This window comes from Pandoraea nosoerga, assembly GCF_902459585.1.
GTDB lineage: Bacteria > Pseudomonadota > Gammaproteobacteria > Burkholderiales > Burkholderiaceae > Pandoraea > Pandoraea nosoerga.
Genome location: NZ_CABPSC010000008.1, coordinates 191388 through 214279, shown reverse-complemented (window position 1 = coordinate 214279; position 22892 = coordinate 191388). Strand labels below are relative to the sequence as shown.

Here is a 22892-nt window from a genome sequence, read left to right as displayed (position 1 = left end):
TCGTCATCAGGAAAAACGCCATGGCAAGCCATGGCGTTTTTTTATTGCGCGACGAACGGACGTCGGTGCCGGAGGGCCTCAGTCGCTACTGCCGGAATACGGCACGATGCAGCGCTTGACAGTGGCCTCGAAATCGCGCGACAGGTTGCTGCCCGGCGTTTCGAAGTACTGGATGCGCGCACCGAAGCCGCCCTGGCTGATGTCGACATACGGGTTGTACGTGGCCTTGCCTTCGGCGTCCGGCCCGCGATAGACACGCACACGGTCCCATCCCTGGCGGGCATACGAGGTCGAGTCCACGTTCGGCGCGAGCTCGCTCCAGCCGTGATAGATGCAGTTGAGCACCATGAAGCGATCGGCCCCGGTGCCCTGGTCGAGCAGTCGTCCCGTTGCCGGGTCGGGCCGGCTCATCTGGTTGATCGGGCCACAGCCGGCCAGAACGGCCACCGCCGCCATCAGCGCCACTCGCTTCATACTTCGACACCCTCAACTGAGCAAAAGATGGGCAATGTTACCCGGTTCGGCGCGCCACCGCCATGAACCCGTCGCTATGCCGCCAGCGACAACGGGGGGCTGCCCACCGCGTGCAGCGCGGCTCGCGCGGCGCCGGCGCCGGCCTGCCGCTCGTCGCCGAGCCGAAAGCGCGCCATCTCCTCGCGCAATGCCGCGGTCTGGTCTTCGAGCGACGCCGCCGCCGCCGCGGCCTGCTCCACGAGCGCCGCGTTCTGCTGCGTGACGGTGTCCATCTGCGTGACGGCCTGATTGACCTGCTCGATTCCCCCGCTCTGCTCGTCGGACGCCGCCGAAATCTCACCCATGATGTCGGTCACGCGCTGCACCGCCTGCAGAATGTCGTCCATCGTGCGCCCCGCTTCGGCCACCAGCGACGAACCGTCGCTCACCTTTTGCGCCGAAGTCTCGATGAGCGCCTTGATCTCGCGCGCGGCCGTGGCGCTGCGCTGCGCGAGCGTGCGCACTTCACCGGCCACCACCGCGAAACCGCGGCCCTGCTCGCCGGCGCGCGCCGCTTCGACGGCCGCGTTCAGCGCAAGGATATTGGTCTGGAACGCAATGCCGTCGATCACGCCGATGATGTCAACGACCTGTGTGGAGCTCGCCGAAATGCCCTGCATCGTCTCGACTACGCGTTCGACCACCTGGGCGCCGCGCGCGGCAATGTCAGAGGCGTTCACGGCGAGCTGACTCGCCTGGCGTGCGTTGTCCGCGTTCTGCTTGACGGTGGCCGTCAACTCTTCCATCGACGACGCCGTTTCCTCGAGCGAGGCGGCCTGCTGTTCCGTGCGTGCCGACAGGTCGGTGTTGCCCGCCGAGATCTCGGCCGTGGCGGTGGCCATCGCGTCGCAACTGCGCCGCACGCCGCGAATGGTGCTCGCCAGGCGCGACTGCATCGTCTCCAGGCCGCGCATGAGCATGGACATTTCGTCCTTGCCCCGCACATGCACCGGATTGTCGAGATGGCCGGCCGCGATCTGCTCGAAGTGGGCCAGCGCCTCGGCCAGCGGACGCATGATCGCGCCTCGCAGCGAGAAATAGCACGCGACGGCGAGCAGCACGCCCACGACCGTGGCGCCGATGCTCACCCAGCGAAATGCCGTGAGCTCCGCCATCGAGGCTTCGTATGTCTCGCGGCCGAGCGTCATCTTGTAGTGCGCGAGCGCGTCGCTTGCCGCCGTGAGCGCGGCGTAGTACTTCGGCAGCGCGTTCATCGTGAGTTCGTCCATGGCCGTGCGATCGCGCGCGTCGATGGCGGCGAGCATCGGCTCCATGCCCTTGTCGAAGAACTCGGTGCGACGTCTGGCGACGTCGTCGGCGAGGCGCTGCTCCTCGGCGCCGCGCGGCAGCGCCAGATAGGCCGTCCAGGCCGCGTTCGCGTCCTTGATCATGTTGCGCGCACGCGCCGCCACCTTGTCCGCGTCGGGCGACTCGGGGTGCAGCACCACACGATCGAGAATGGCGCGCGTGCGCGCCAGCGTTGCATTGTCCTTGCCGAGCGCCACCGTCGCCGCAAGGTGATTGGCATAGGTCTCGCGAAGCGCATCACCGGTGCGGGTCATGCCGGCAACGCCCAGCGCGCCCAGCACAATCAACAATACGGCCAACAGCGCCATCGTCATGCCAAGGCGCGCCTTGATCGAAAAGCTCCGCAACATACTGTCGTCTCCATCTCCGTGTCGGGTTTCTCACCCCCTGCCCGGCCTCTGTCGGACCGGTGCTACTTGTCACATCGGCGCTTCAAACGCCAGACTTGAGCATCCTGCGGGTATACGCGGTCATGCGCCAAGGTGCGGGCGCACATTCGGTTGACGCAAATCAATCCGCGATCCCGCCAGGCGCCGAGCGCCCGGTGTCTTGCGCAGCAAAACCGAAAAACTGGCAAGGTGGGAGTCATGCATCGCACGCCAGGCCATTTTCATACGTAATTTTTATATATCGAACAAATTCATTCATCGCCATGATCGAAGGACTGGAAAGATTGCTGGCTTCCGGCAAGGACAACGCGCTGCTGCGCTTCGGGCTCGGCAAGGCCTATCTGGACGCGCAGAACTTCCCCGTTGCGGCCGAGCACCTCACCCGTTGCGTCGGGTTCGATCCGGCCTACACGGCGGCCTGGAAGCTGCTGGGCAAGGCGCGCCAGGGCGCGGGAGACGTGGACGGCGCGCGCGAGGCGTGGACCCGCGGCATTGCCGCCGCGCAGGCGCACGGCGATCGTCAGGCCGAGAAGGAAATGACCGTCTTCCTCAGGCGGCTGGGCTGACGATGCGCCGCCGGGCATGGGCCGGAGGGGAGCCGGAAGTGGGTCGGAAGCGGGCCGGAAGTGGGCCGGAAGTGGGCCGGACCGGGACCAGAACAAGAACCGGGCAGGCCGTCGGCGCTCGACTGACGTACACGTCAATCGCGTGGTATCGTGCAGCTTCCGTATTCGAGGCGCAACGAACATGCCTGCAACATCGACCTGGCTGGCCTTCGCGCTGGTCGCCATCGGAATGGCGCTCACGCCGGGACCGAACATGATGTATCTGGTCTCGCGCTCGTTGTGTCAGGGGCCGGCTGCGGGCCTCGTTTCGCTGGGCGGCGTCGCGCTCGGTTTCGTCTTCTACATGTTGTGCGCGGCTTTCGGGATTACCGCGCTGCTCTTCGCGGTGCCGTATGCCTACGACGTGCTGCGCTTCGGGGGCGCCGTGTACCTCGCCTGGCTGGCGTGGCAGGCGCTCAGGCCGGGCGGCCGTTCGCCGTTCGAGGTGAGACCGCTCGAGCGCGACAGCAACCGGCGCCTGTTCCTGATGGGACTGTTCACGAGCGTGCTCAATCCGAAGATCGCCATGCTCTACCTGGCCCTGCTGCCGCAGTTCGTGCACCCCGAGCACGGCAGCGTGCTCACGCAGTCGCTGGCACTGGGCGTGACGCAGATCGTCGCCAGCGTGATGGTGAACGCCAGCGTGGCGCTGTCGGCCGGCGCCATCGCCGCGTTCCTCGGCCAGCGGCCGGGCTGGCTGCGCGTCCAGCGCTGGCTCATGGGCGGTGTGCTCGGCGCGCTGGCGCTGCGCATGGCGACCGAGGCGCGCCGCTGAGCGGTGGCCGTGCCTCCCGATTTTTGGAGGGGCTCGCGCCGGGCATGGCATACTGCACCGATTTCGCCGCGCGGCGGGGATCCACGCAGCGCTAGGCCGGCTGGCCTGTTCCCATCCTGCAATTTTCGTTGGGTATGTCCTTGAAGCATTGTTTGCCGCCTCGTGCGCCGTCCCGTGCGGCGCACCGCAATTCCCCCGTCTCCCTCTCCCGGACGCCTTCGAGCCATGATCCGGGCCCCGGCTCCCCGGAAAGTTCCGGTCGCTCTGGTTACTTGGGTCGTGTTGGCGCCCAACGCGGCTTTGGCACGCTCGGCGTCGTCATCGCCTCGCTCGGCGGACTGGCGATCGTCGGTGCGCTGCTCGTGGGCTATGCGCTCATCGTCATGCGGCCGAACCTGCCGCCGCTCGATGTCATCACCGATTACCGGCCGAAGGTGCCGCTGCGCGTGTACACGTCCGATAACGTGCTGATCGGCGAGTTCGGCGAGGAACGCCGCAGCCTCGTGACCATCGACCAGATTCCCGACGTGATGAAGAAGGCCGTGCTCGCGATCGAGGACTACCGCTTCTACGATCACGGCGGCGTGGACTTCATCGGCATTCTGCGTGCCGGCGTGTCGGACGTGCTGCACGGCGGCGCGGCGCAGGGCGCGAGCACGATCACCATGCAGGTCGCGCGCAATTTCTTCCTCTCGCGCGAGAAGACGGCCACGCGCAAGATCTACGAAATGCTGCTGGCGTACAAGATCGAATCCGCGCTGTCGAAGGACAAGATTCTCGAGCTGTACATGAACCAGATCTATCTGGGGCAGCGCGCCTACGGGTTCGCGAGCGCCGCGCGCATCTACTTCGGCAAGGATCTGAAGGACATCACGCTCGGCGAAGCCGCCATGCTCGCCGGCCTGCCCAAGGCGCCGTCCGCCTACAACCCGATCGTCAATCCCAAGCGCGCGAAGATCCGTCAGGAGTACATCCTCAAGCGCATGCTCGATCTGGGCTACATCACGCGCGGTCAATACGAAGACGCCCTGCACGAGCCGATCCGCACGCGCACGTCGGGCAACGAGTACAACGTGCATGCGGAGTACGTGGCCGAAATGGTGCGCCAGGCCGTGTACGACGAGTACAAGGACGACGCCTACACGCGCGGCCTGAGCGTTATCACGACCATCGATTCGAAGAAGCAGCAGGCCGCGTATGAAGCGGTGCGCATGGGCGTGCTCGACTACGAGCGACGTCACAGCTATCGCGGGCCCGAGGGCTTCGTGGAGCTGCCCGCGGCCATGCCCGATCGTCAGCAACTCATCGAAGACACGCTGCTCGAACATCCGGACAACGGCGATCTGATCGCCGCCGTCGTGGTCGCGGCAAGCGCGTCGCAGGTCACGGCGGTGCCGCTCTCGGGCGACGCGGTCGTCGTCTCCGGCGACGGTATCGGCTTCGCGGCCCCGTCGCTCTCGGCCAAGGCGAGCGAGAAGCTGCGCATCCGTCCGGGCTCGATCATTCGCGTGATGAAGGACGCGCGCGGCAAGTGGCGCATCACGCAATTGCCGCAAGTGCAGGGCTCGCTCGTGTCGCTCTCGCCGGACGATGGTGCGATTCGCGCGCTCGTCGGCGGCTTCGACTTCAACCAGAGCAAGTTCAACCGCGCCACGCAGGCGTGGCGTCAGCCCGGCTCGACGTTCAAGCCGGTGGTGTATTCGGCGGCCATCGAGAAAGGCGTGAGCCCCGCGACGATGGTGATGGACGGCCCGCTCAACCTGCCGCCGTCGCAGACCGGCGGCCAGGCCTGGGATCCGCACGACGATGACGCCTTCAGCGGCCCGATGACCGTGCGCGAGGGCTTGCAACGCTCGAAGAACCTCGTCGCCATCCGTCTGCTGCAGTTCGCCGGCACCCAGTACACGCAGGAATACGCCACGCGCTTCGGCTTCGACGCCGACAAGGTGCCGCCGTATCTGCCGATGGCGCTGGGCGCGGGCGCCACCACGCCGCTGCAGCTGGCGGGCGCGTATGCCGTGTTCGCCAACGGCGGCTACCGCGTAGCGCCGTACCTGATCGCCGAGATCCGAGACGCGCGCGGCAATGTCCTCAACAAGGCCACGCCGGTCATTGCCGGCGTGAACGCCGCGCGCGCCATTTCGGCGCCCAACGCCTACATCATGAACAGTCTGCTGCAGACGGTGGCGCAGCGCGGCACCGGCTCGGGCACGAACGTGCTCAGGCGCGGCGATCTGGCCGGCAAGACCGGCACGACCAACGACGCGCTCGACGGCTGGTTCGCCGGCTATCAGCATTCGCTCGTGGCGGTGGCCTGGCTCGGTTTCGACCAGCCGAGGACGCTCGGCAGCCGGGAGTTCGGCGCGCAACTGGCGCTGCCGGTATGGACGAAGTACATGGGCGTGGCGCTCAACGGCGTGCCGCAGCAGCAAATGCCGATGCCGTCGGGCGTGACGGTGATCAACGGCGAGCTCTACGAATCGGACAAGGTCCCGGGCAACGGCTTCGTGGCGAGCATCGGCATCGACGAGAACAGCGGCGGCTTCTCGCTGCCGCTCTTCGGCGGCGGCTCGCCCTCGCCCGCCGCCCCGCCGCCGGCCGCCGGCCAGGCGCCGTCGCCCGGCGTCGATTCGAGCGAAAAGGCGCGCATTCTCGACCTGTTCAAGCATCCCTGAGCACAGCGGATCGCGAACCGGCAGCGCCTGCGGCCGCCTTCGGGCGGCCGTTTTTGTCCGGGCCGGCAACCCGCCGGCGGCCTCGGCGGGCGAATCGCAAGAACGTACAAGCGTGGCCGGCGGCATGCGCGGTATGCTCGCCCCATCGTCTCAACGTTCAGGATCGTTCCTCATGCCGGTTCCTTCACGCGCGGGCAGCTTCCTCGCCGGCGCCCGCGACACCGTGCCGATGATCGTCGGCGCAGCGCCCTTCGGGCTCATTTTCGGCGCGCTCGTCGCCAGTACGCCGCTGGCCCCGTGGCATGGCCAGCTCATGTCGCTCACCGTGTTCGCCGGGTCGAGCCAGTTCATCGCGGCGGGACTCTTCGCCACCGGCGTGGGCTACGCCGTGCTGTGGGCGACCACGTTGATCGTGAATCTGCGCCACATGCTCTACGCGGCCAACCTGCTGCCACACGTGCGCCATCTGAATGCGCGGTGGCGCGTGACGCTGGGCTTGCTGCTCACCGACGAGACGTTCGCCGTCACGAGCAGCTACTTTCACCGGCATCCCGACGATGCGCTCGGTCACTGGTACTTCCTCGGCTCCGGGCTGTCGATGTATCTGAACTGGCAGTTGTGGACACTCGCCGGGCTGCTGTTCGGCGCGGCGTTTCCCCGTCTGCAGACGCTTGGCCTCGACTTCGCGATGGTGGCCACGTTCATCGCCATCATCGTGCCGCAGATGGCGCGCATGCCGTGGGCGGTGGCGACGGTCGTCGCGGGCGCCGCGGCGTACCTTTGCCGGGGACTGCCTTACAAGCTCGGTCTGCTCGCGGCTGTCGCGCTTGGCATTGCCGCCGGGATGGCGGCGTTGCATCGGCAGCGTCGCGATGGCGAGCAGCACCGGGCGACGCAGGACACGTCGCACGAGCGCGCTGCGGGCAACGACGCCGGGCGCGACAACACGCCCGGCGGGACGGCGACCCGCGCCCCTGGCTCGTCGGCCGGAGGTGCACGATGAACTACGTCCTTGCCATTCTCGGCATGGCGGCAGTGACGTTCGCGGTCAAGGCCGGCATCTTCGTGCTCGGCGACCGCGTGCGTTTTCCCGAGTGGCTGCGCGAAGCGCTGTCGTTCGTGCCGGTGACGGTGCTCACGGCGATCATCGTGCCGATGACGCTTGCGCCGCACGGCGAGGGGCTGGAGCTGACGTGGCGCAACGCGCAGTTGGTCGCTGCGCTCGCCGCCATTGCCGTGTGCGCCGCGACGCGTCACCAGTTGCTCACCATCGGCGTCGGCCTTGCCGTTTTCTTCACCTGGCAGTTGGGTGTACTCGGCTGAATGCGGCCGAAGCACCCCAGGTGACCCAGGCGACCTGAGCGACACCCGGGCGACATCCGGGCGACACCCAGGCGACACCCAGGCGAGCAGCGACCCACGCGGCGTGTGCGGCCGGCCCTGCAAAGCAAAAAAGAGCGCCTCGCGAGGCGCTCTTGGCACATCATGCGTGCGAGGGCGCGCGGCGCGCCGTCATACCGTCACGGTGCCGAGCGTGCCGGCGCGATAGGCGGCGACGAAGGCGTCGAAATCACCCACCTGTGTGCGCTCGAGTTCAGCCTGCGCCTCGAGCGACTTGCGCGCGAGCGTCTCGAAGTGTTCGACAACGGCGGCATCGAGCGGCATGTCGCGCAAGGTCTGTGCGTGGCGCTGGCTCTGCGCGAGCGCAAACGCCTGAAAGGCGCCGCCCTTCGTGCCGCGCAGCGGCTCGAGCGCCGCCATCACGCGCGCGGACGGCGTGAGCGAGACGTCCCGCACCTTCGCGCGCTGCAGCGCCATGCTGTGAGCGTAATGCGCGCCGCCGCGCTGCGCGTCGAACGCGGCGGCCGTGCGGTCGATCCGCTCGAGCAACTGCTCGGCCCAGTCGAGCAGCGTGATCGCCTCGCCGCCGCGATGCAGCATCAAGCCGGGCTTGCGCCCTTGCTTGACGACGTGCGCGAAGTTGTCGCGATTCTCCATGTTCTCGGCATTCGAGCACGACGGGCTGTCTTCGAGCGCGCAAAACAGCAAGAAGGCGTCGATGAAGCGCGCCGTGTCGACGTCGATGCCGACGGGCAGGAACGGGTCGATGTCGATGCAGCGCACTTCCACGTACTGCACGCCGCGGCGCGCGAGGGCTTGCACGGGGCGCTCGCCGCTGTACGTCACGCGCTTGGGGCGGATGGTGGCGTAGAACTCGTTCTCGATCTGCAGCAAATTCGTGGAGAGCTGGATCCACTCGCCATTGCGCTTGGTGCCGAGCGCCTCATAGGCGGGATGCGGCTGGCTGACGGCCTGTGTGAGCGCGTCGATGTAGCTCGGCAGGCAGTCGTAGCACGGCGAGACTTCCGACTGTGCGCTGTTCTGGTAGCCCAGGTCGCTCATACGCAAGCTGGTCGCATAGGGCAAGCCGAGCGTGCCTTCGTCGAACGACTCGAGGCCGTGTTGCCGTCCGCGCAGGAACTCGGCATGCAGGACCGGCGACGCGCCGAACAGATACATCAGCAACCAGCTGTAGCGGCGGAAATTGCGAATGAGCGCCACGTAGCGCGCCGACTGGTAGTCGCGTGCGGATTCCTTCGCGCCTTCGCTCTCGCGCAGCAGTTCCCACACCGGCTCGGCCAGCGAGAAGTTGTAGTGGATGCCGGCGATGCATTGCATCGGCTTGCCGTAGCGCAGCGCCAGGCCGCGACGGTAGACGTGCTTGAGCATGCCGATGTGCGACGTGCCGTAGTCCGCGATGGGAATCACGTCTTCCGGCGGCAGCGCGGGCGGCATCGAATCGCTCCACAGCAGTTGCGCGCCGAGCTTGCGGTAGGCGAACTGGTGGATTTCGTGCAGACGCGCGATGACCTGGGCGGCGTCGTGCTGCGGCGGCGTGATGAATTCGAGCAGCGCTTCGGAGTAATCGGTGGTGATTTCGTCGTTAGTCAGTGCGGAGCCGAGCGCACGCGGGTGCGGCGTGAGGGCGAGCGCGCCGTCGCTCTCGACGCGCAGCGTCTCACGCTCGATGCCCGACAAGCCCTCGCCGAGCAGGGTGCGGTGAGTGGGTTGCATGACGAGCGCGAGGCGCCGATCGAGCGTGTCGTGAGCGGCGGCGTATCCGGTTTGCCCGGCGTGTTCGTGTTGACGATTCTGTTTTTCCAACTTCCATCCCTCTGGGCAGGCGCAATGCTTGGCATGGCTGTCGACGCCGGCCCCTGCGGGCATGGCACGAACCATGCAAGCACGGGAGACAGCGGCGTACTGGGGTCTACGGGGTGCCGACGGCGGCGGCACGACCGCCGAAGTGGGACTCCGGTGGACGCGCTCGATGCGCGGCACGGCGCGAATTTGGCCTGAGCATAACTGAAAACGCCAAAGCGCGTCGGGCGCCCCGCCGGTCGCGGCAGGCGAGTCCTGGCGCCGCCCCGGCGCCATCCCCAGCGCCATCCCCGGCGCCATCCCCAGCGCCATCCCCAGCGCCATCCCCAGCGCCATCCCCACTACCAGCTACAGAACCAGCCTTGGCGTCAGCTTGAGTGCCAGCCTCAGCGCCAGCCTGAGTCCCCCTGCGCGAATGCCGCATTGGCGACGCGCGCCCGCGCACCGATACTGCCCGCATGATGAATACTCAGCACTTCAACGATCTCGTCCCCCTGCTCTGGCTGGGCCTCGTCACCTTCGTGCTCGCCGGCTTCGTCAAAGGCGTGATCGGGCTCGGTCTGCCAACGGTGGCCGTCGGCCTGCTGGGCCTGGCCATGCCCACGGCCGAAGCCGCCGCCCTGCTGATCGTGCCGTCGCTCGTCACCAACGTGTGGCAACTGCTGGCGGGCCCGCGCTTCGCCGCCCTGGCAAGACGCCTTTGGCCGATGCTGCTCGGCATCTGCCTCGGCACCTGGGCCGGCGGCGGCTGGCTGGCCAATGGCGGCAACCTGGCGGGGATGGCACTGGGCGTCGCGCTGCTCGCCTACGCCGCGCTGGGCCTGGCGGCGGTGCGCCTGCACGTGCCGAAAAGCTGGCCTGGCGCGCGCGTCGGTGCCGTGGGCGCAGGCATCGGTGTCGTGACCGGGCTGGTGACGGCCGCCACCGGCGTATTCGTGATTCCCGCAGTACCGTTTCTGCAGGCGCTCGATCTCGACAAGGACGATCTCGTGCAGGCGCTGGGCCTGTCGTTTACCGTCTCGACGCTGGCGCTGGCGGCCGGTCTTGCGCGCGACGGCGTCTTTCATGGCCATGCGATCGGCGTCTCATTGCTCGCGCTCGCGCCGGCCCTGGGCGGCATGTTCTTCGGTCAGTGGGTGCGCGCGCGGGTGAGCGCGCCGGTGTTTCGCCGGTGCTTCTTCGTCGGGCTGGCCATGCTGGGCGCCGAACTGGTCGTCCAGCATATGCGCTGAGCAATGCTTGCCAATGCTTGCCAATGCTTGCAATACGCTCGCCTGCGCCCCCTCGGGGCCGATGCGGCGCTACGCTCACTTCAGGTCGGCGAAATCCACATCCCAGAATTCCATCTGGCGGCGGGTGTCGAGGCTGCGGCCTTCTTCCGTGCGGCGCAACTCGACGCGGCGGATCTTCCCCGAGATCGTCTTCGGCAAGTCGCAGAATTCGATGCGCCGGATGCGCTTGTACGGCGCGAGATGATCGCGGCAAAAGCGCAGGATGTCGAGCGCCAGCGTCTCATCGGCGCGAAAGCCGGCACGCAGCGCGATAAACGCTTTGGGCACCGCGAGCCGCACGGGGTCGGGGCTTGGCACAACGCCGGCCTCGGCCACGGCGGGATGCTTGATGAGCTCGCTTTCGAGTTCGAACGGACTGATGCGATAGTCGGACGCCTTGAACACGTCATCCGCACGGCCGACGTAGGTGAAGTAGCCGCGTTCGTCGCGCATCGCGACATCGCCGGTGTGGTAGTAGCCGTCGCGCATTGCGTCGGTGGTCTTCTCGCAGTCGTCCTCATAGCCCTGCATGAGGCCGGTCGGACGCGGCGACAGGACGAGCGCGATCTCGCCCTCGTCGGCCTCGGCGCCGTTGTGATCGAGAAGCACGACGCGATAGCCCGGCATGGGGCGGCCCATCGCGCCCGGCTTCACCGTCTGCCCCGGCGAGTTGCCGATCTGGCAGCATGTTTCCGTCTGACCGTAGCCGTCGCGAATCGTGATGTTCCACGCCCGCCGCACCTGTTCGATGACTTCGGGATTGAGCGGCTCGCCCGCGCCGATCAGTTCGCGAAACTTCACCGCGTGGCGAGTGAGATCTTCCTGAATCATCATGCGCCAGACGGTCGGGGGAGCGCACAGCGTGGTCACGCCGCAGCGTGCTGCCGTCTCCAGGGCCGCGCGCGCGTCGAAACGGGAAAAGTTGTAAATGAAGATGGTCGCGCCCGCGTTCCATGGCGCAAAGAAGCAACTCCAGGCATGCTTCGCCCACCCGGGCGAGCTGATGTTCCAGTGCACGTCGCCGGGCTGCAGGCCGAGCCAGTACATCGTGGCGAGGTGGCCGACCGGGTAGCTCTGGTGCGTATGCAGCACGAGCTTCGGACGCGACGTGGTGCCCGAGGTGAAGTAAAGCAGTAGCGGATCGGTGGCGAGCGTGACGCCGTCCGGCGTGAAGTTGCGCGGCATTTCGTAGGCGGGCGCGAGCGAGGTCCAGCCGTCGGGAGTTGGGTTGCCGACGGCAATGCGGCGATAGTCGCCGGGCAGGTTGGCGAACTTGGCGGCGTCGCGCGAGGTGGTGACGACGTGGCGCACGCGCCCGCGCTCGAGCCGGTCGACGAGGTCTGCGGCGGCGAGCAGCGTCGTGGCGGGGATCATGACGGTGCCGAGCTTCATGCAGGCGAGCATGAGATCCCATAGCTCGACCTGATTGGGCAGCATGAGCAGGACGCGATCGCCGCGCACCACACCTTGTGCCCGTAGAAAATTGGCGACGCGATTGGAGCGTTCCGACATCTCGCGAAACGACAGGCGTGCTTGCCGGCCGTCTTCTTCGACGATCCACAGTGCGGGATTGTCGTTGCCTTGGGCCTGGGGATCGAAGAAGTCCAGCGCCCAGTTGAACTGCGAGAGTACGGGCCAGCGGAAATCACGGTACGCCACGTCGTAGTGGGCGCGCTGCGCGAGCAGCAGGTCGCGCGCGGCCTCGAACCCCTGGATGTGCGACATCGCTTGTCTCCGAGCTTCGATAGGCAGGATTCCATTATCGTGAGGGCCCTTGATTGCGACATCCGGAATAACCATCATCGGCAAACGAGCGGAACGGTGAAGCGCCGGGTGGCGGATGTCGAAGGCGGCTGCGCGATGCGCGGCGCGGGCCGCGTGCGGCGAGATTTCGCGGGGCGCAAAAAAATATGCATCCAACGCGCATGAGCCCTTCCTTTTCCGCGAAAAGCTCTGCTATAATCGCCTGCTTTCGAGCGATGCATCCAAACGATGCGTCTCTCACGGGGCGTAGCGCAGCCTGGTAGCGTACCTGCATGGGGTGCAGGTGGTCGGAGGTTCAAATCCTCTCGCCCCGACCAATTCGGAACCCGCACGGTTTAATGCCGTGCGGGTTTTTTCGTTGGCGCCGGTTTTTTGATAAGTAGAATTGGCGGGATATTCGAAACTGGGAACTTTCTGGTATTTCCGGTAGCGTGTAGGACTACTACGCAGATCTCAGGGCCGACGCCATCGTCGCCGCTGCGGCAACATGAGCAATCTCATGCACGCACCGAAACAGGCACAAAAAATGCCGCTCCGTTGCGAAGCGGCATGAGGCCATTGCGCCAAGGGAGGTAACGCAATGGACCAATGTCGCGCTACCCGGGGAAGGTAGTGAAATTCGCGACGATCCCACTGTACTACGTTTGACGGCATCGCCGCATTTGCGCAATCGCAAAAGAACGATTTATGCAAGTGCGAATGGCGCAGCCTCGGTGACAATACCGGCAAGTGCTGCGCCCCCGAATACCTCAAACCGAGGATACGCCACTCTTGCCCTCCCCAAAAACCAGCAAGATTCGCGCAATTCTCTGCTGTGCAGGTCCTTTGCCTTCGTTGCCCCTGGGCCGAGGATCTCGCCTTGCCGCAGTGTGTGGCGATGCGGCTACCGGCGTAGAAGCGTTTCCAACGGCGTCGGCGTTCCCCCCGAAACGGGCATGGAACAAACCGAATATTGTGGGCGGGAACAGCGATTGTCCCGGCACGCTTCCGTATAAGCCACTCGCTTTGCGGACTTCGGCCCTTCGACGACGAAAAGGCTCTTGTCGGTCCACCGTCCGGAATGCGTAGTGTCGACGCCCCATAGCGTGCAAAGCTCGTCACTACCGACGTCACCGCAAGTCCAGGTTGCCACGATGGCAGTCTGGCCACCGCATATCGCTGTATCGTCGTCAGGCCCGGCCTGAGCCGCCCCGGAAATACACGCAATAGCAAAACAAGTCAATAGCCGGCGCATCGCTGCCACCTCTGAACTTTATTTTTAGCATCCCGATAGGTTTATTATTTGGCTTATTATTTTTTCGTCGACTATACATAACAATGCCAAGCGATCGCAACCTAGCAACATGCCCTATCGGCACGGTCGACTTCCTGGCGGTCCATTTTTCGTTTTAATTGCTTAGTTACGCTAAACGCCATCCCGCCGGCTCGCATCGCGCTCAGCAATTCCCCTTCTTCGCCTGGCCGGGCGGGCAAAAGTCGTTGCCGGGGCCGCCGCGCCCACCGCGATGTCCGTCGTCAGGGACATAGATTGCGCAGCTTGCCAGCAACACCGTCATCGCCAACAACAGCACGGTCAGTGCGCGCATGAGGGACTCCTCGAAGTGTAGGTTTCGTCGCGTCGAATTGGCGCGCCGAAGCAAAAACTGATGCGCGACGCCACGAGCCTCGCTCTGCGCGCACTTTTCCATCGTCCGGTTCCCATGACGTCACCGGCCTGCGGACAATCTTAACAGTCCGCGTTCGCGCGGTGACACCGCACGCTACGCGATGGCGCGGTTTCACCGGAAAGCGACATCTTCAAAAATAACTGTGTTTTTATACAGTATTCGTGCTACATTCCCGACCATCAACCTCAACGGGAGTGACGCCACCATGAGCGACGTAAAATCCATCAAGTTCATCGTCGTGCCCTATCGCAAGAACAAGGACGGCCTTCTGCAACCCGGTGAACTGCGTCAGGCGAGCACCGAGTTCGGCGCAGTGCGCATCGCACAATCAATGGCATCCGGATTCGCCGGCATCGCCGCTTACGAAGTGCTCGTCGACGAAGAGTCGGGAACGATGGACGCACCGCGCGTCCTCTTTCAGGAAGGCGCCATCCCGGCAATGGCCGAGTAGTCTGTTCTGCACGCGACTACGCCGTTCCAGCGCCGCCGGCGGGGTCGCATCGCACACGCCGCAACCCGCCGTCAGGCGGTCGCGGTCATGTCCCGACGCCGTGGCGCCTGCGTGCTCAGGCGACTCAATGCCTCACTCCGGTCGCGACGGCCGCGCAATGCTGTCGAACGACCGAGTCTGGCGCGGATGCTGGAGATTGCGTGTGTCCAGCGCGCGGGCCGTGGCGGACCGCTCCTGCTCGTTCCCGGCGGTCCCGTTCGCGGCGTCCGACGCCGCCCATGCGCTCGCGGCGCGATTGATGCTCGCGCTCGCGCTTTGCGCGTCCGTCACGCTGGGCGCCGCGCCGCCCACCGCCGACGCCATCGGGCTCACCGCCGGCGATTGATTCGTCTGCCGGATGCTGCCCAGGTCTCCCGCGCCCAGGTACGACTGCGCATGGACATGACCGGCCGCCAGGGCCCCGGCAAGACACAGGCAGGCTGCGGCGAATTGTCTGAAGTTCATGGTTACCTCGTGCATATGGAATCGTGCGCCGGACCGTGAGCCCACAGATCCTGTCCGACATGCGGGCATTGTCGCAGCGCGAACGCACATTGTCGCCTGCATAAATCCGAGTTGACGCCCCCCTCCCAAATCGCCGCCATGCTCGCGTCATCATCCGGCCCGCCTTGCGGTGGCGACTACCCCGTCGGCGGCAGCCCTGCGCTGGCCGCCGCGCCCAGCACCGTCGTACTGATCCGGTTGCGACCGCTTTGCTTGGCAATGAAGAGCTGCTCGTCGGCGGCCTTGAGGATCGCCTCGGCGCTGTCGCACTCGCCGGCCGTGCCCGTGGCCGCGCCAACGCTTATCGTCACCGCCCCGGTCGTGCTGCCCACGTGGGCAATATGCAGACGTTCGACGTCGCGACGCACCTGCTCCGCCATGGCTGCAGCGCCCTGCGCGTCCGTGTCGGGCAGCACGACCGCAAATTCCTCGCCGCCGTAGCGTGCCGCCATGTCGGCGTCGCTTCTCGTGTGGGCGCCGATGTTCGTCGCCACCGCGCGCAGCACGTCGTCGCCAACCGAATGACCGTACGTGTCGTTGAAGTGCTTGAAATGATCGATGTCGGCAAACAGGATCGAAAGCGGACGACCGGAGTGCTGTGCACGCCGCCACTCCGCCTTGAGACGGACGTCCAGCGCCCGGCGGTTGCTCAATCCCGTGAGGCCATCGGTGGCCGACAGGTTCGCCAGCCGTGTCGCCGCCTTCACCCGCGTGCGTACCGCGGCGACCAACAGCCAGGATCCCGCCATGAGCGTGGCCGCACAGACTGCCGCAATCAGCAGAAACACGGCCGCATGCCAGCGCCAGCCGCGCATGGCGGTCTCGGTCGACGGTGTCACCACGACGTAGAGCGACGCCCCGGGCACGCGCACCGACCGGTAGTCCGGCGAACGCGCCCCCGCAGGAAACGACAACGCCGCGGCGAGATCGCTCTCGCGCGCCGCGTCTCCCGGCAGCCTGACGAGCGCTCCCGGCCGTGAACCCGAGCAGGGTTCGCAGGCCAGCACAGTCCCCTTGTCTTCGACGATATCGATGGTCTCGAGATCGTCGGACTCGACGTTGGCCACCAACGCCCCCAGATGGTCGAGCCGCAACGCAATGACCGCCACGCCGGCGAATGAATGATCGACCGCCGCGATGCGGCGCGTGAGCGCTACCGACAACATGCCGTCGCGCGTTCGCGACGCATATGGCTGGGAGATGTACAGCCCCAGCGAAGGGCTCGTCTCGTGCGAGCGGAAGTAGTCCCGATCGGCCACGCTCACCGACCTGCCGTGCACCGGATGGAGTGGCGCGGCTATGCGCCCCTCCCTGTCGACGACATAGGCATCGTCGAGAAAATCCTGGCTCAACGCCTGACCGAAACGCACCCGGTCGCGCATGCGTTCGGTGAAGAGCGGCATGCCCGGAACCTCGGCCTCGCGCACCATCTCCTTGAGCAGCGCGTCGTAGACGGCGATGTTGCCACCCAGGCTCGTTGCCACGACCGACGCCACGCTCTCGGCCCGCTCCATCGCATGCACGCGGCGGGCCTGCCGATCCGCGTTCAGCAGCAGGCCCACGCCAATGAGAATGGCCCCGGCAATGATCGTGCCGACGATGCCGATCGCCGCAGGATAGTCGTCGAACTTGTCGAACAGCATTTCCAGCCGGTTCGTGATCCATTTCCGTACTGCGGCAGCACCGGGACGTGAGGACATGGTGAACGCTCCGACCGAAGGACCGAACGACTTGATGAGATGCCCAATGGCGACACCGATTGAGGGGCGCCTAATGACGATGCCGCGCGAAATCGTCGAGCAACGGCACGATGGCAAGCATGATGAGCATGATCGCCAGGGGAATCGTCACGATGAAACCGACATGCTTGAAACCCAGCGCACCGGCCAGCCCGCCCAGAAAGAACATGCCGAGCAACGCGCACAGCAAACGAAGCTTCTGCCGGTCGCCCATCACGGGCGGCACGGGATGAGCCGACCCGGTCCGGTTCCAGTAACCCAGCTTGCCGAGCTCGATGCCGATGTCGGTGACCAGCCCGGTCACATGCGTCGTTCGAATCTCGGCGCGCGAAATCTTGGTGATGATCGCGTTCTGCAGCCCCATCACGTAGCACAGCAGCGCCACGGTCGCGGGCACGTAGAGCCATCGATGCACTTCCAGATTGGCCCCGATCACGCCGAACATCAGCAGCAACAACGCCTCGAGCATCAATGGCACCGCGTACTCGCTGTGCGTGCGGTGGCGGCGCCCCCAATGAATCAGCACGGACGACGTTGCCGCTCCGAGCAGGAACGCCAGCAACGCGCTGACGCCGGCAAGCACCAGCACCAGTTGCCCGAGCGCCAGATTGTCCGAGAGCGACGCCACGATGCCCGACATATGCGACGTGTACTGACCGACAGCCAGAAACCCGCCCGCATTGGCCGCCCCTGCCACGAAGGCCAGCGAGCAGCCCAGACGCCGGTTTGCCGCGTCCGTGCGCGCCGGCTGAGTAAATCCGCGTAGATAGTTGATCGGCATGGCGCCTGCGTCCCCGAGCCTCGCATATGGCGATATTCTAATGCGCGTCGACGCCATGCAATGCCCGGCCCGCCAGGACGCGCCCATGACGCGCGCCACGCCGACGAAAACGCCGGGATTCCCCTGGATGGACCGCCCCCCGACGTGTTCTCGGGCGCCCGGATATCCCGGACGCGCGCGAGCGAAGCGCGACGCTTACTGCTCGATCTGACGGTTCCAGCGCTGATCCCACTGCGCGCGGCGCTGGTTGATGGCGTCCCAATCCACCGTCTTGATGTTCTTGACGAGATCGTCGATCTTGCCCAGCCGCTTTTGCATCGCCGGCGGCACGCTCGCCTGCGTGTTCGTCGGAATATATGCGCCGGCCGCCGCCGCGAGCGACTGCCCCCTGGCCGAGAGCAGATACTGCGCGAGCTTTTGGGCCATCGCGTTGTCCGGGCTGTTCTTCACCACGCACAGGTCGACGAGCAACTGCACCGCGCCTTCCTTCGGGGCGACATAGGCCACCGGAATGCCCTTGTCCTGCAGGTCGCTCACCGCCGTCGGGGTGAGCGGGAAGATGGCCGCCTCGCCGGTCTGGATCATCTCGGAGAGCTTGGCCGAGTTGGGGATGTACTCGACGACGTTCGGCCCGACCGTACTCGCCCACTTCGTGAAGCCCGGCTCCACGTTCGATTCGCTGCCGCCCCAGATGCGGTTCAGCGCGAGAAAGCCGTGCAACCCGAACGTGCTGCTCGACGCGGACTGGAACACGACCTTGCCCTTGAACTTCGGGTCGGCGAAATCGGTCCACGACGTCGGCGCGGCCCAGCCTTTCTCCTTGAAGATCTTCGTGTTGTAGCCAATGCCCGTCATGCCGAGCTGCACGCCGGCGCCCATGTCGTCCTTCACGCGCGCGAACGGATAGAGCTCCTTGAGCACGGGCGAGTCGTCCAGCTTCTGGCACACGCCCATGCTGATCGCGCGGGCCATCACGCCGTCATCGAGAAACACGACATGCATCTGCGGACTGTTGCGGTTGGCGAGCAGCTTGGCCAGCACGTCCGACGACGTGCCCGGCACCACCACGACCTTCACGTTGTTGGCCTTCTCGAACTCGGGGAAGACCTGGCTCGTGTAGGCCTTCTCCATCGGGCCGCCGTTCATGCCGATGTAGAGCGTCTTCGACTGCGACCAGGCCGCGCTGCTCGCGCCCAGTGCCAGCGCCGCAGCGCACATGACGACCTTTCGGGATAGCTTCATCGTGGTTCTCCTTGCGTTTGCAGTGTGTAAGGAATGAGGTGTTGTGACGAACAGGGACCGTGCGGACGGCGTCGGCCAATCAGGCGGGCGCCGCCGCCATGGCAAAACGGTCGATGGCGAACGCGTCGATCGGCGTAGCCGTCTCGCCGTGCGTCACGAGATCGGCGAGCACTTCGCCCACGCCCGGTGCGAGCAGAAAGCCCCCGCCCGAGAAGCCGAACGCATGCACGAGCCGGGGCGTGGTGCGGCTCATGCCGATGACCGGATTGTTGTCGGGCGTCTCGCCCTCCACGCCGCTCCACGTGCGAATGAGCAGCGCATTGCGCAACGCGGGCAACAACGCACATGCCTCTCGCATGACCGCGCGCGTGGTGTCGGCCGAGGGCTGCGCGTATTCGCCGTTGCCCGTGCCACGCCCGCCGCCGATCACGCAGTTGCCGCGCTCGACCTGGCGCGCATACACGCCGCCGCCATACACGCCCAGGTTGTGGCCGATGAACTTCGGCAGCGGCTCGGTCACCCACATGTTCGGATAAATGGCGTGCATCGGCACACGTTCGCCGAAGGCGCCCGCGATATGATTGGCCCACGCGCCGGACGTGTTGAGCAGCCAGTCGGCGCTCACGTGCAGTGCGTCGCCCTGCGCCGGCTGTGCGCTCACCTGGAAGCGCACGCCGTCGTGCGCCACCGCCGTGATCGGCGTGCGTTCGTAGACTTGTGCGCCGAGACCGCGCGCGGCACGCGCGAATGCCGGCGAGACCAGACGCGGGTTGGCATGCCCGTCGCTCATGCACAGCGAACCGCCGACGGCGCCCTCGCCAATCCACGGAAAACGCTGGCGAAACGCCCTGCCGCGCAGGACCGTCGTGACCAGACCGTGCCGGCCGGCCATCTCGGACCAGGCGTCGAGCGGCTCGAGATCGCTCTCGCGGCGCGCAAGGCGCAGGTGTCCCGAGCGCACGAATTCGCCATCGATGCCGATCAGTTCGGGCAGACGGTCCCACAGACGCCGCGCCCGCATCGCGAGCGGCAACTGCTCTTCGGGACGGCCCTGGCAGCGCACGCCGCCGTAATTCACGCCGCTTGCCTGCGCGCCGCAGTAGCGGCGCTCGAACAGCGCCACGCGCAGCCCCCGCTCGGCCAGCGCGCGTGCGGCCGAGGCGCCGACCAGCCCGCCGCCGGCGACGACCACGTCGAAATGCAGCCCATCACTCATCGCGGGCCTCCTCGGGAATGGCCGCAACGTTCTCGTCGAACAGCATCGGGGCAATCGGAATGGGCTTGATCGGGGCTTGCGCACGCAGCCGGCCCACCTGGGCCAGCGTCTGAGCGCTCGCATCGGCAAGCAGATGGCACGCCGCCTCGGCGCACATGCGGCCCTGGCAACGCCCCATGCCGACGCGCGTGAGCGCCTTCAGACGGTTGATTTCGGTCACGCCGTCGAGCCGCACGCATTCGCGCACCGTGCGGGCGTCGATCTCCTCGCAACGGCACACGAGCATGTCGTCGGGCCAGTGTGCGGCCGGCGCTTGCGGCAGCGCGAACGCCTGTTCGATGCCTTCGCGAAAGCGTCGAATGCTCGCCAGCTTCTGCGCGATGCGCGCGGCGTCGGGCTGCCCGGAGAGCGCCGGCGCGGCGATACCCAGGTCTTCGAGCAGCGCGAGGGCGACGCGGCGGCCGGCGAGTTCCGCGGCGTCCGCGCCAGCAATGCCGGCGCCGTCGCCGGCCAGATACACGCCCGGCTGCGAACTGCGCCCTGCCGCATCGCGCTCGGGCAGCCAGCAACGGTTCAGATCGTCGAAAATGAAACGGCAGCCCGCGAGATCGGCCAGTTGCGTCTCGGGACGCAATCCGAAGCCCAGACCGACCGCGCTGCATTCGAGGGTATGTGCGCGGCCGGCGCGCCGCCAGCGGATCGCGCGAACGCCGGCAGTGCCCTCCATGCCGTCGAGCGTCACGCCCTGCTCGATGCGCACGCCATGCGCGCGCAGCCAGCCGACGTAATAGAGGCCCTTGGCAAGCGTGGCTGGCTGGCTGAGCAAGCGCGGCGCGGCTTTCGCCTGGCTCGCGAACGCGCTGGTGTCGAGCACGGCGGCCACCTGCGCGCCGGCCTTCGCATATTGGTAGGCCACCAGATAGAGCAGCGGGCCGGTGCCCGCGAAGACCACGCGCTCGCCGATCGCACAGCCTTGCGCCTTGAGCGCCACCTGCGCACCCCCCAGCGTGTACACGCCCGGCAGCGTCCAGCCCGGCAGCGGCAGCACGCGATCGGTCGCGCCGCTGGCGATGATCAGATGCGTATAGGGCACCGCGATCTCGCGGCCGGCGTGCATCGTGTGAAGGCGCCGTGGCGCGCCGCGCGCCGCGGCCGCGTGAGCCGCGTCCGCATCAGCGGCATGGCTCGCGTGCGCGGCGTCCGGTGTCTGCGGCGCGTCGCACGCCCATACGAGCGTGTCGGGCCGGTAGTCGAGTTTGGGCAGCAACGCCGCCATCGTGGCGTGCAGCGCCTCGGCCTTGCCCGCTTCGAAGCCGTACAGCGTCCGCTTGCTACGTGCGAAGCCGGCGTCGGCCGGGGGCTGGCGATAGATCTGCCCGCCCCAGCGCGCGTTCTCGTCGAGCACGACGGGCCGCAGGCCCGCCGCGACGAGCGTCTGCGCCGCGCGCACGCCGGCCGGTCCCGCCCCCACGATCACGATCTCGTTACGCTCAGGCATGCGGCGCTCCCGGCGTCGGCGTGGCTGGTGTCGAGGCGTCGACGAACGCGTCCGGTCCGGCCGCTGCGGTGGATTCGGCAGGTCCTGCGGATGGGGCCGTCTCGGCAGCTTGCGTCACGATCCGCATGCCGGGTTGCACGAGCGTCGAGCAGGCGCGCAAACGCGCGAGCTGCGCCTGGCCGCCCGGCATCGGCGCAGACTCGCAGCGCACCCAGCAGTCCTGGCATGCGCCGATCAGGCAAAAACCGGCGCGCGGCGCCCCGCTGAACTCGCTCACGCGCACGTGGCGCTGGTGCGTGAGAATGGCCGTGAGCAGCGTGTCGCCCGCGAGCGCCTGCACCGGCACGCCGTCGAGATAAAACGTGAGAGGCGCCCGTGAGGTTTCCGCCAGACGCGCCAGTTGCGGACGCCCCTGCGCGCTCGGATCTTGCGGGGTTCGGGTAAGGCGTGACATGAGTATCTTTCTTTGCGCGCGCGATCAGTGCTGGCCGATGAGAATGCGGTTCAGCCCGTAGACACGGTCGAGCAGCAGCATCGCGCCGAGCGTGATGGCGATGACCAGCGCCGAGACGGACGCCATCATCGGGTCGATCGATTCGGTCGCGTACATGTACATGCGCACGGGCAGCGTGACCGTTTGCGGCGACGTGATGAAGACCGACATCGTGAGTTCGTCGAAGCTGTTGATGAAGGCAAGCAGCCACCCGCCGGTGATGCCCGGCAGGATCATCGGCATGGTCACGCGCCGGAAGGTGGTCCAGGCGCCCGCACCCAGCGAGGCCGCCGCGTGTTCGACGCTGCGATCGAGCCCGCTGATCGACGCGAGCACGAGCCGCATGATGAACGGCGTCACCACGATCATGTGCGCGAAGATCAGCGCACCGAACGAGCCGGTCACGCCCAGCATGGCGAAAAAGCGCAGTAGTGCAATGCCGAGCACCAGCCCGGGAATGACCAGCGGCGAGAGCAGCAAAGCGTTGAGGAAGTCGCGCCCCGGAAAGCGCGCCCGGCCAATGGCGAGCGCCGCGGGCAGCGCGATCGCGAGCGAGAGCGTGGCCGACAGGAACGCGAGCTTCACGCTGGTGAAGAACGAGGCAATGAAATCCGGGAAGTCGAGAATCGCGCGAAACCAGCGCAGCGACAGGCCGCGCGTGGGCAGCGAGAGCGTCTGCTCCGGCGTGAACGCGACCAGCACCACGATGATCATCGGCGCGAGGACGAAGAGAATGACGAGCGAGTGAAACGCGAGCGCCAGAGGACTGTTTTTACGCATGATGGCGATTCGGTGCGGTG

The 22892-nt window shown here is 66.6% G+C and carries 20 protein-coding genes and 1 tRNA gene; 8 read left to right on the top strand and 13 right to left on the bottom strand.

Annotation, left to right across the window (positions count from 1 at the left end; translation table 11 throughout):
- Positions 1-78: 78 nt before the first annotated feature.
- Complete coding sequence (locus PNO31109_RS12475) at positions 79-474, bottom strand: hypothetical protein (RefSeq protein ID WP_150555822.1); 396 nt, start codon at positions 472-474, stop codon at positions 79-81.
- Positions 475-548: 74 nt separating this feature from the next.
- The gene (locus PNO31109_RS22310) at positions 549-2171 is read right to left on the bottom strand and encodes a methyl-accepting chemotaxis protein (protein ID WP_150555821.1); all 1623 of its coding nucleotides are present in this window, start codon (positions 2169-2171) and stop codon (positions 549-551) included.
- A 302-nt stretch (positions 2172-2473) separates the two neighbouring features.
- Between PNO31109_RS22310 and PNO31109_RS12465 the strand changes: the two genes are divergently transcribed.
- From PNO31109_RS12465 to PNO31109_RS12445, 5 genes are all read left to right on the top strand, one after another.
- On the top strand, positions 2474-2776 hold the full coding sequence (locus PNO31109_RS12465) for a tetratricopeptide repeat protein (protein ID WP_150555820.1): 303 nt from the start codon (positions 2474-2476) through the stop codon (positions 2774-2776).
- A gap of 181 nt (positions 2777-2957) precedes the next feature.
- Positions 2958-3590, top strand: a complete 633-nt coding sequence (locus PNO31109_RS12460) for a LysE family translocator (protein ID WP_150555819.1) — start codon at positions 2958-2960, stop codon at positions 3588-3590.
- Positions 3591-3724: 134 nt separating this feature from the next.
- Entirely contained in the window at positions 3725-6265 is a 2541-nt protein-coding gene (locus tag PNO31109_RS12455) for a penicillin-binding protein 1A (RefSeq protein WP_370750184.1), read from the top strand.
- 172 nt (positions 6266-6437) lie between these two features.
- Positions 6438-7268, top strand: a complete 831-nt coding sequence (locus PNO31109_RS12450; RefSeq protein ID WP_150555818.1) for an AzlC family ABC transporter permease — start codon at positions 6438-6440, stop codon at positions 7266-7268.
- A complete protein-coding gene (locus PNO31109_RS12445; RefSeq protein WP_150555817.1) occupies positions 7265-7588 on the top strand; it encodes an AzlD domain-containing protein in 324 nt (107 codons plus the stop codon). The genes PNO31109_RS12450 and PNO31109_RS12445 overlap by 4 nt, the downstream gene beginning before the upstream one ends.
- 189 nt (positions 7589-7777) lie before the next feature.
- Here PNO31109_RS12445 and gshA read toward each other — a convergent pair whose 3' ends face one another.
- Positions 7778-9430, bottom strand: a complete 1653-nt coding sequence (gshA, locus tag PNO31109_RS12440) for a glutamate--cysteine ligase (RefSeq protein WP_150555816.1) — start codon at positions 9428-9430, stop codon at positions 7778-7780.
- A gap of 455 nt (positions 9431-9885) precedes the next feature.
- Here gshA and PNO31109_RS12430 point away from each other — a divergent pair, with 455 nt between their 5' ends.
- The gene (locus PNO31109_RS12430; protein ID WP_150555814.1) at positions 9886-10659 is read left to right on the top strand and encodes a sulfite exporter TauE/SafE family protein; all 774 of its coding nucleotides are present in this window, start codon (positions 9886-9888) and stop codon (positions 10657-10659) included.
- A 75-nt stretch (positions 10660-10734) separates the two neighbouring features.
- On the opposite strand, the gene PNO31109_RS12425 is transcribed toward PNO31109_RS12430, so the two are convergent.
- Complete coding sequence (locus tag PNO31109_RS12425) at positions 10735-12423, bottom strand: AMP-binding protein (RefSeq protein ID WP_150555813.1); 1689 nt, start codon at positions 12421-12423, stop codon at positions 10735-10737.
- A gap of 279 nt (positions 12424-12702) precedes the next feature.
- Between PNO31109_RS12425 and PNO31109_RS12420 the strand changes: the two genes are divergently transcribed.
- Positions 12703-12779 (top strand) — tRNA-Pro (locus PNO31109_RS12420).
- Positions 12780-13898: 1119 nt separating this feature from the next.
- Here the strand turns inward: PNO31109_RS12420 and PNO31109_RS21935 are convergent.
- Positions 13899-14048, bottom strand: coding sequence for a hypothetical protein (locus PNO31109_RS21935; protein WP_174966369.1), 150 nt, complete (start codon positions 14046-14048; stop codon positions 13899-13901).
- Positions 14049-14334: 286 nt separating this feature from the next.
- Here PNO31109_RS21935 and PNO31109_RS12415 point away from each other — a divergent pair, with 286 nt between their 5' ends.
- The gene (locus tag PNO31109_RS12415) at positions 14335-14580 is read left to right on the top strand and encodes a hypothetical protein (RefSeq protein WP_150555812.1); all 246 of its coding nucleotides are present in this window, start codon (positions 14335-14337) and stop codon (positions 14578-14580) included.
- Positions 14581-14712: 132 nt separating this feature from the next.
- Here PNO31109_RS12415 and PNO31109_RS12410 read toward each other — a convergent pair whose 3' ends face one another.
- From PNO31109_RS12410 to PNO31109_RS12375, 8 genes are all read right to left on the bottom strand, one after another.
- A complete protein-coding gene (locus PNO31109_RS12410) occupies positions 14713-15084 on the bottom strand; it encodes a hypothetical protein (protein ID WP_150555811.1) in 372 nt (123 codons plus the stop codon).
- A 176-nt stretch (positions 15085-15260) separates the two neighbouring features.
- Positions 15261-16823: a GGDEF domain-containing protein gene (locus PNO31109_RS12405; RefSeq protein WP_150555810.1), complete on the bottom strand. Its 1563-nt coding sequence runs from the start codon at positions 16821-16823 to the stop codon at positions 15261-15263.
- A 70-nt stretch (positions 16824-16893) separates the two neighbouring features.
- Positions 16894-17643: a YoaK family protein gene (locus PNO31109_RS12400; protein ID WP_150555809.1), complete on the bottom strand. Its 750-nt coding sequence runs from the start codon at positions 17641-17643 to the stop codon at positions 16894-16896.
- A 195-nt stretch (positions 17644-17838) separates the two neighbouring features.
- A complete protein-coding gene (locus tag PNO31109_RS12395) occupies positions 17839-18885 on the bottom strand; it encodes an ABC transporter substrate-binding protein (protein WP_150555808.1) in 1047 nt (348 codons plus the stop codon).
- A gap of 79 nt (positions 18886-18964) precedes the next feature.
- Complete coding sequence (locus PNO31109_RS12390) at positions 18965-20101, bottom strand: NAD(P)/FAD-dependent oxidoreductase (RefSeq protein WP_150555807.1); 1137 nt, start codon at positions 20099-20101, stop codon at positions 18965-18967.
- Positions 20094-21599 (bottom strand): NAD(P)/FAD-dependent oxidoreductase, encoded by a 1506-nt coding sequence (locus PNO31109_RS12385; protein ID WP_150555806.1) that lies wholly within the window; start codon positions 21597-21599, stop codon positions 20094-20096. Before PNO31109_RS12385 ends, PNO31109_RS12390 begins: the two co-directional genes overlap by 8 nt.
- Positions 21592-22053: a (2Fe-2S)-binding protein gene (locus PNO31109_RS12380; protein ID WP_150555805.1), complete on the bottom strand. Its 462-nt coding sequence runs from the start codon at positions 22051-22053 to the stop codon at positions 21592-21594. The genes PNO31109_RS12385 and PNO31109_RS12380 overlap by 8 nt, the downstream gene beginning before the upstream one ends.
- A gap of 24 nt (positions 22054-22077) precedes the next feature.
- Positions 22078-22872, bottom strand: coding sequence for an ABC transporter permease (locus PNO31109_RS12375; RefSeq protein WP_150555804.1), 795 nt, complete (start codon positions 22870-22872; stop codon positions 22078-22080).
- Between the last annotated feature and the right edge of the window lie 20 nt (positions 22873-22892).

Bases quoted from the DNA above. Each gene is read 5' to 3' on its own strand.
- PNO31109_RS12375 (WP_150555804.1), bottom strand. From the start codon at position 22,872: ATGCGTAAAAACAGTCCTCTGGCGCTCGCGTTTCACTCGCTCGTCATT.
- PNO31109_RS12400 (WP_150555809.1), bottom strand. From the start codon at position 17,643: ATGCCGATCAACTATCTACGCGGATTTACTCAGCCGGCGCGCACGGAC.
- PNO31109_RS12410 (WP_150555811.1), bottom strand. From the start codon at position 15,084: ATGAACTTCAGACAATTCGCCGCAGCCTGCCTGTGTCTTGCCGGGGCC.
- PNO31109_RS12395 (WP_150555808.1), bottom strand. From the start codon at position 18,885: ATGAAGCTATCCCGAAAGGTCGTCATGTGCGCTGCGGCGCTGGCACTG.
- PNO31109_RS12380 (WP_150555805.1), bottom strand. From the start codon at position 22,053: ATGTCACGCCTTACCCGAACCCCGCAAGATCCGAGCGCGCAGGGGCGT.
- PNO31109_RS12430 (WP_150555814.1), top strand. From the start codon at position 9,886: ATGATGAATACTCAGCACTTCAACGATCTCGTCCCCCTGCTCTGGCTG.
- PNO31109_RS12465 (WP_150555820.1), top strand. From the start codon at position 2,474: ATGATCGAAGGACTGGAAAGATTGCTGGCTTCCGGCAAGGACAACGCG.
- PNO31109_RS12415 (WP_150555812.1), top strand. From the start codon at position 14,335: ATGAGCGACGTAAAATCCATCAAGTTCATCGTCGTGCCCTATCGCAAG.
- PNO31109_RS12460 (WP_150555819.1), top strand. From the start codon at position 2,958: ATGCCTGCAACATCGACCTGGCTGGCCTTCGCGCTGGTCGCCATCGGA.
- PNO31109_RS12385 (WP_150555806.1), bottom strand. From the start codon at position 21,599: ATGCCTGAGCGTAACGAGATCGTGATCGTGGGGGCGGGACCGGCCGGC.
- PNO31109_RS12455 (WP_370750184.1), top strand. From the start codon at position 3,725: ATGTCCTTGAAGCATTGTTTGCCGCCTCGTGCGCCGTCCCGTGCGGCG.
- PNO31109_RS12450 (WP_150555818.1), top strand. From the start codon at position 6,438: ATGCCGGTTCCTTCACGCGCGGGCAGCTTCCTCGCCGGCGCCCGCGAC.
- PNO31109_RS22310 (WP_150555821.1), bottom strand. From the start codon at position 2,171: ATGTTGCGGAGCTTTTCGATCAAGGCGCGCCTTGGCATGACGATGGCG.
- PNO31109_RS12405 (WP_150555810.1), bottom strand. From the start codon at position 16,823: ATGTCCTCACGTCCCGGTGCTGCCGCAGTACGGAAATGGATCACGAAC.
- PNO31109_RS12445 (WP_150555817.1), top strand. From the start codon at position 7,265: ATGAACTACGTCCTTGCCATTCTCGGCATGGCGGCAGTGACGTTCGCG.
- PNO31109_RS12390 (WP_150555807.1), bottom strand. From the start codon at position 20,101: ATGAGTGATGGGCTGCATTTCGACGTGGTCGTCGCCGGCGGCGGGCTG.
- PNO31109_RS21935 (WP_174966369.1), bottom strand. From the start codon at position 14,048: ATGCGCGCACTGACCGTGCTGTTGTTGGCGATGACGGTGTTGCTGGCA.
- PNO31109_RS12475 (WP_150555822.1), bottom strand. From the start codon at position 474: ATGAAGCGAGTGGCGCTGATGGCGGCGGTGGCCGTTCTGGCCGGCTGT.
- PNO31109_RS12425 (WP_150555813.1), bottom strand. From the start codon at position 12,423: ATGTCGCACATCCAGGGGTTCGAGGCCGCGCGCGACCTGCTGCTCGCG.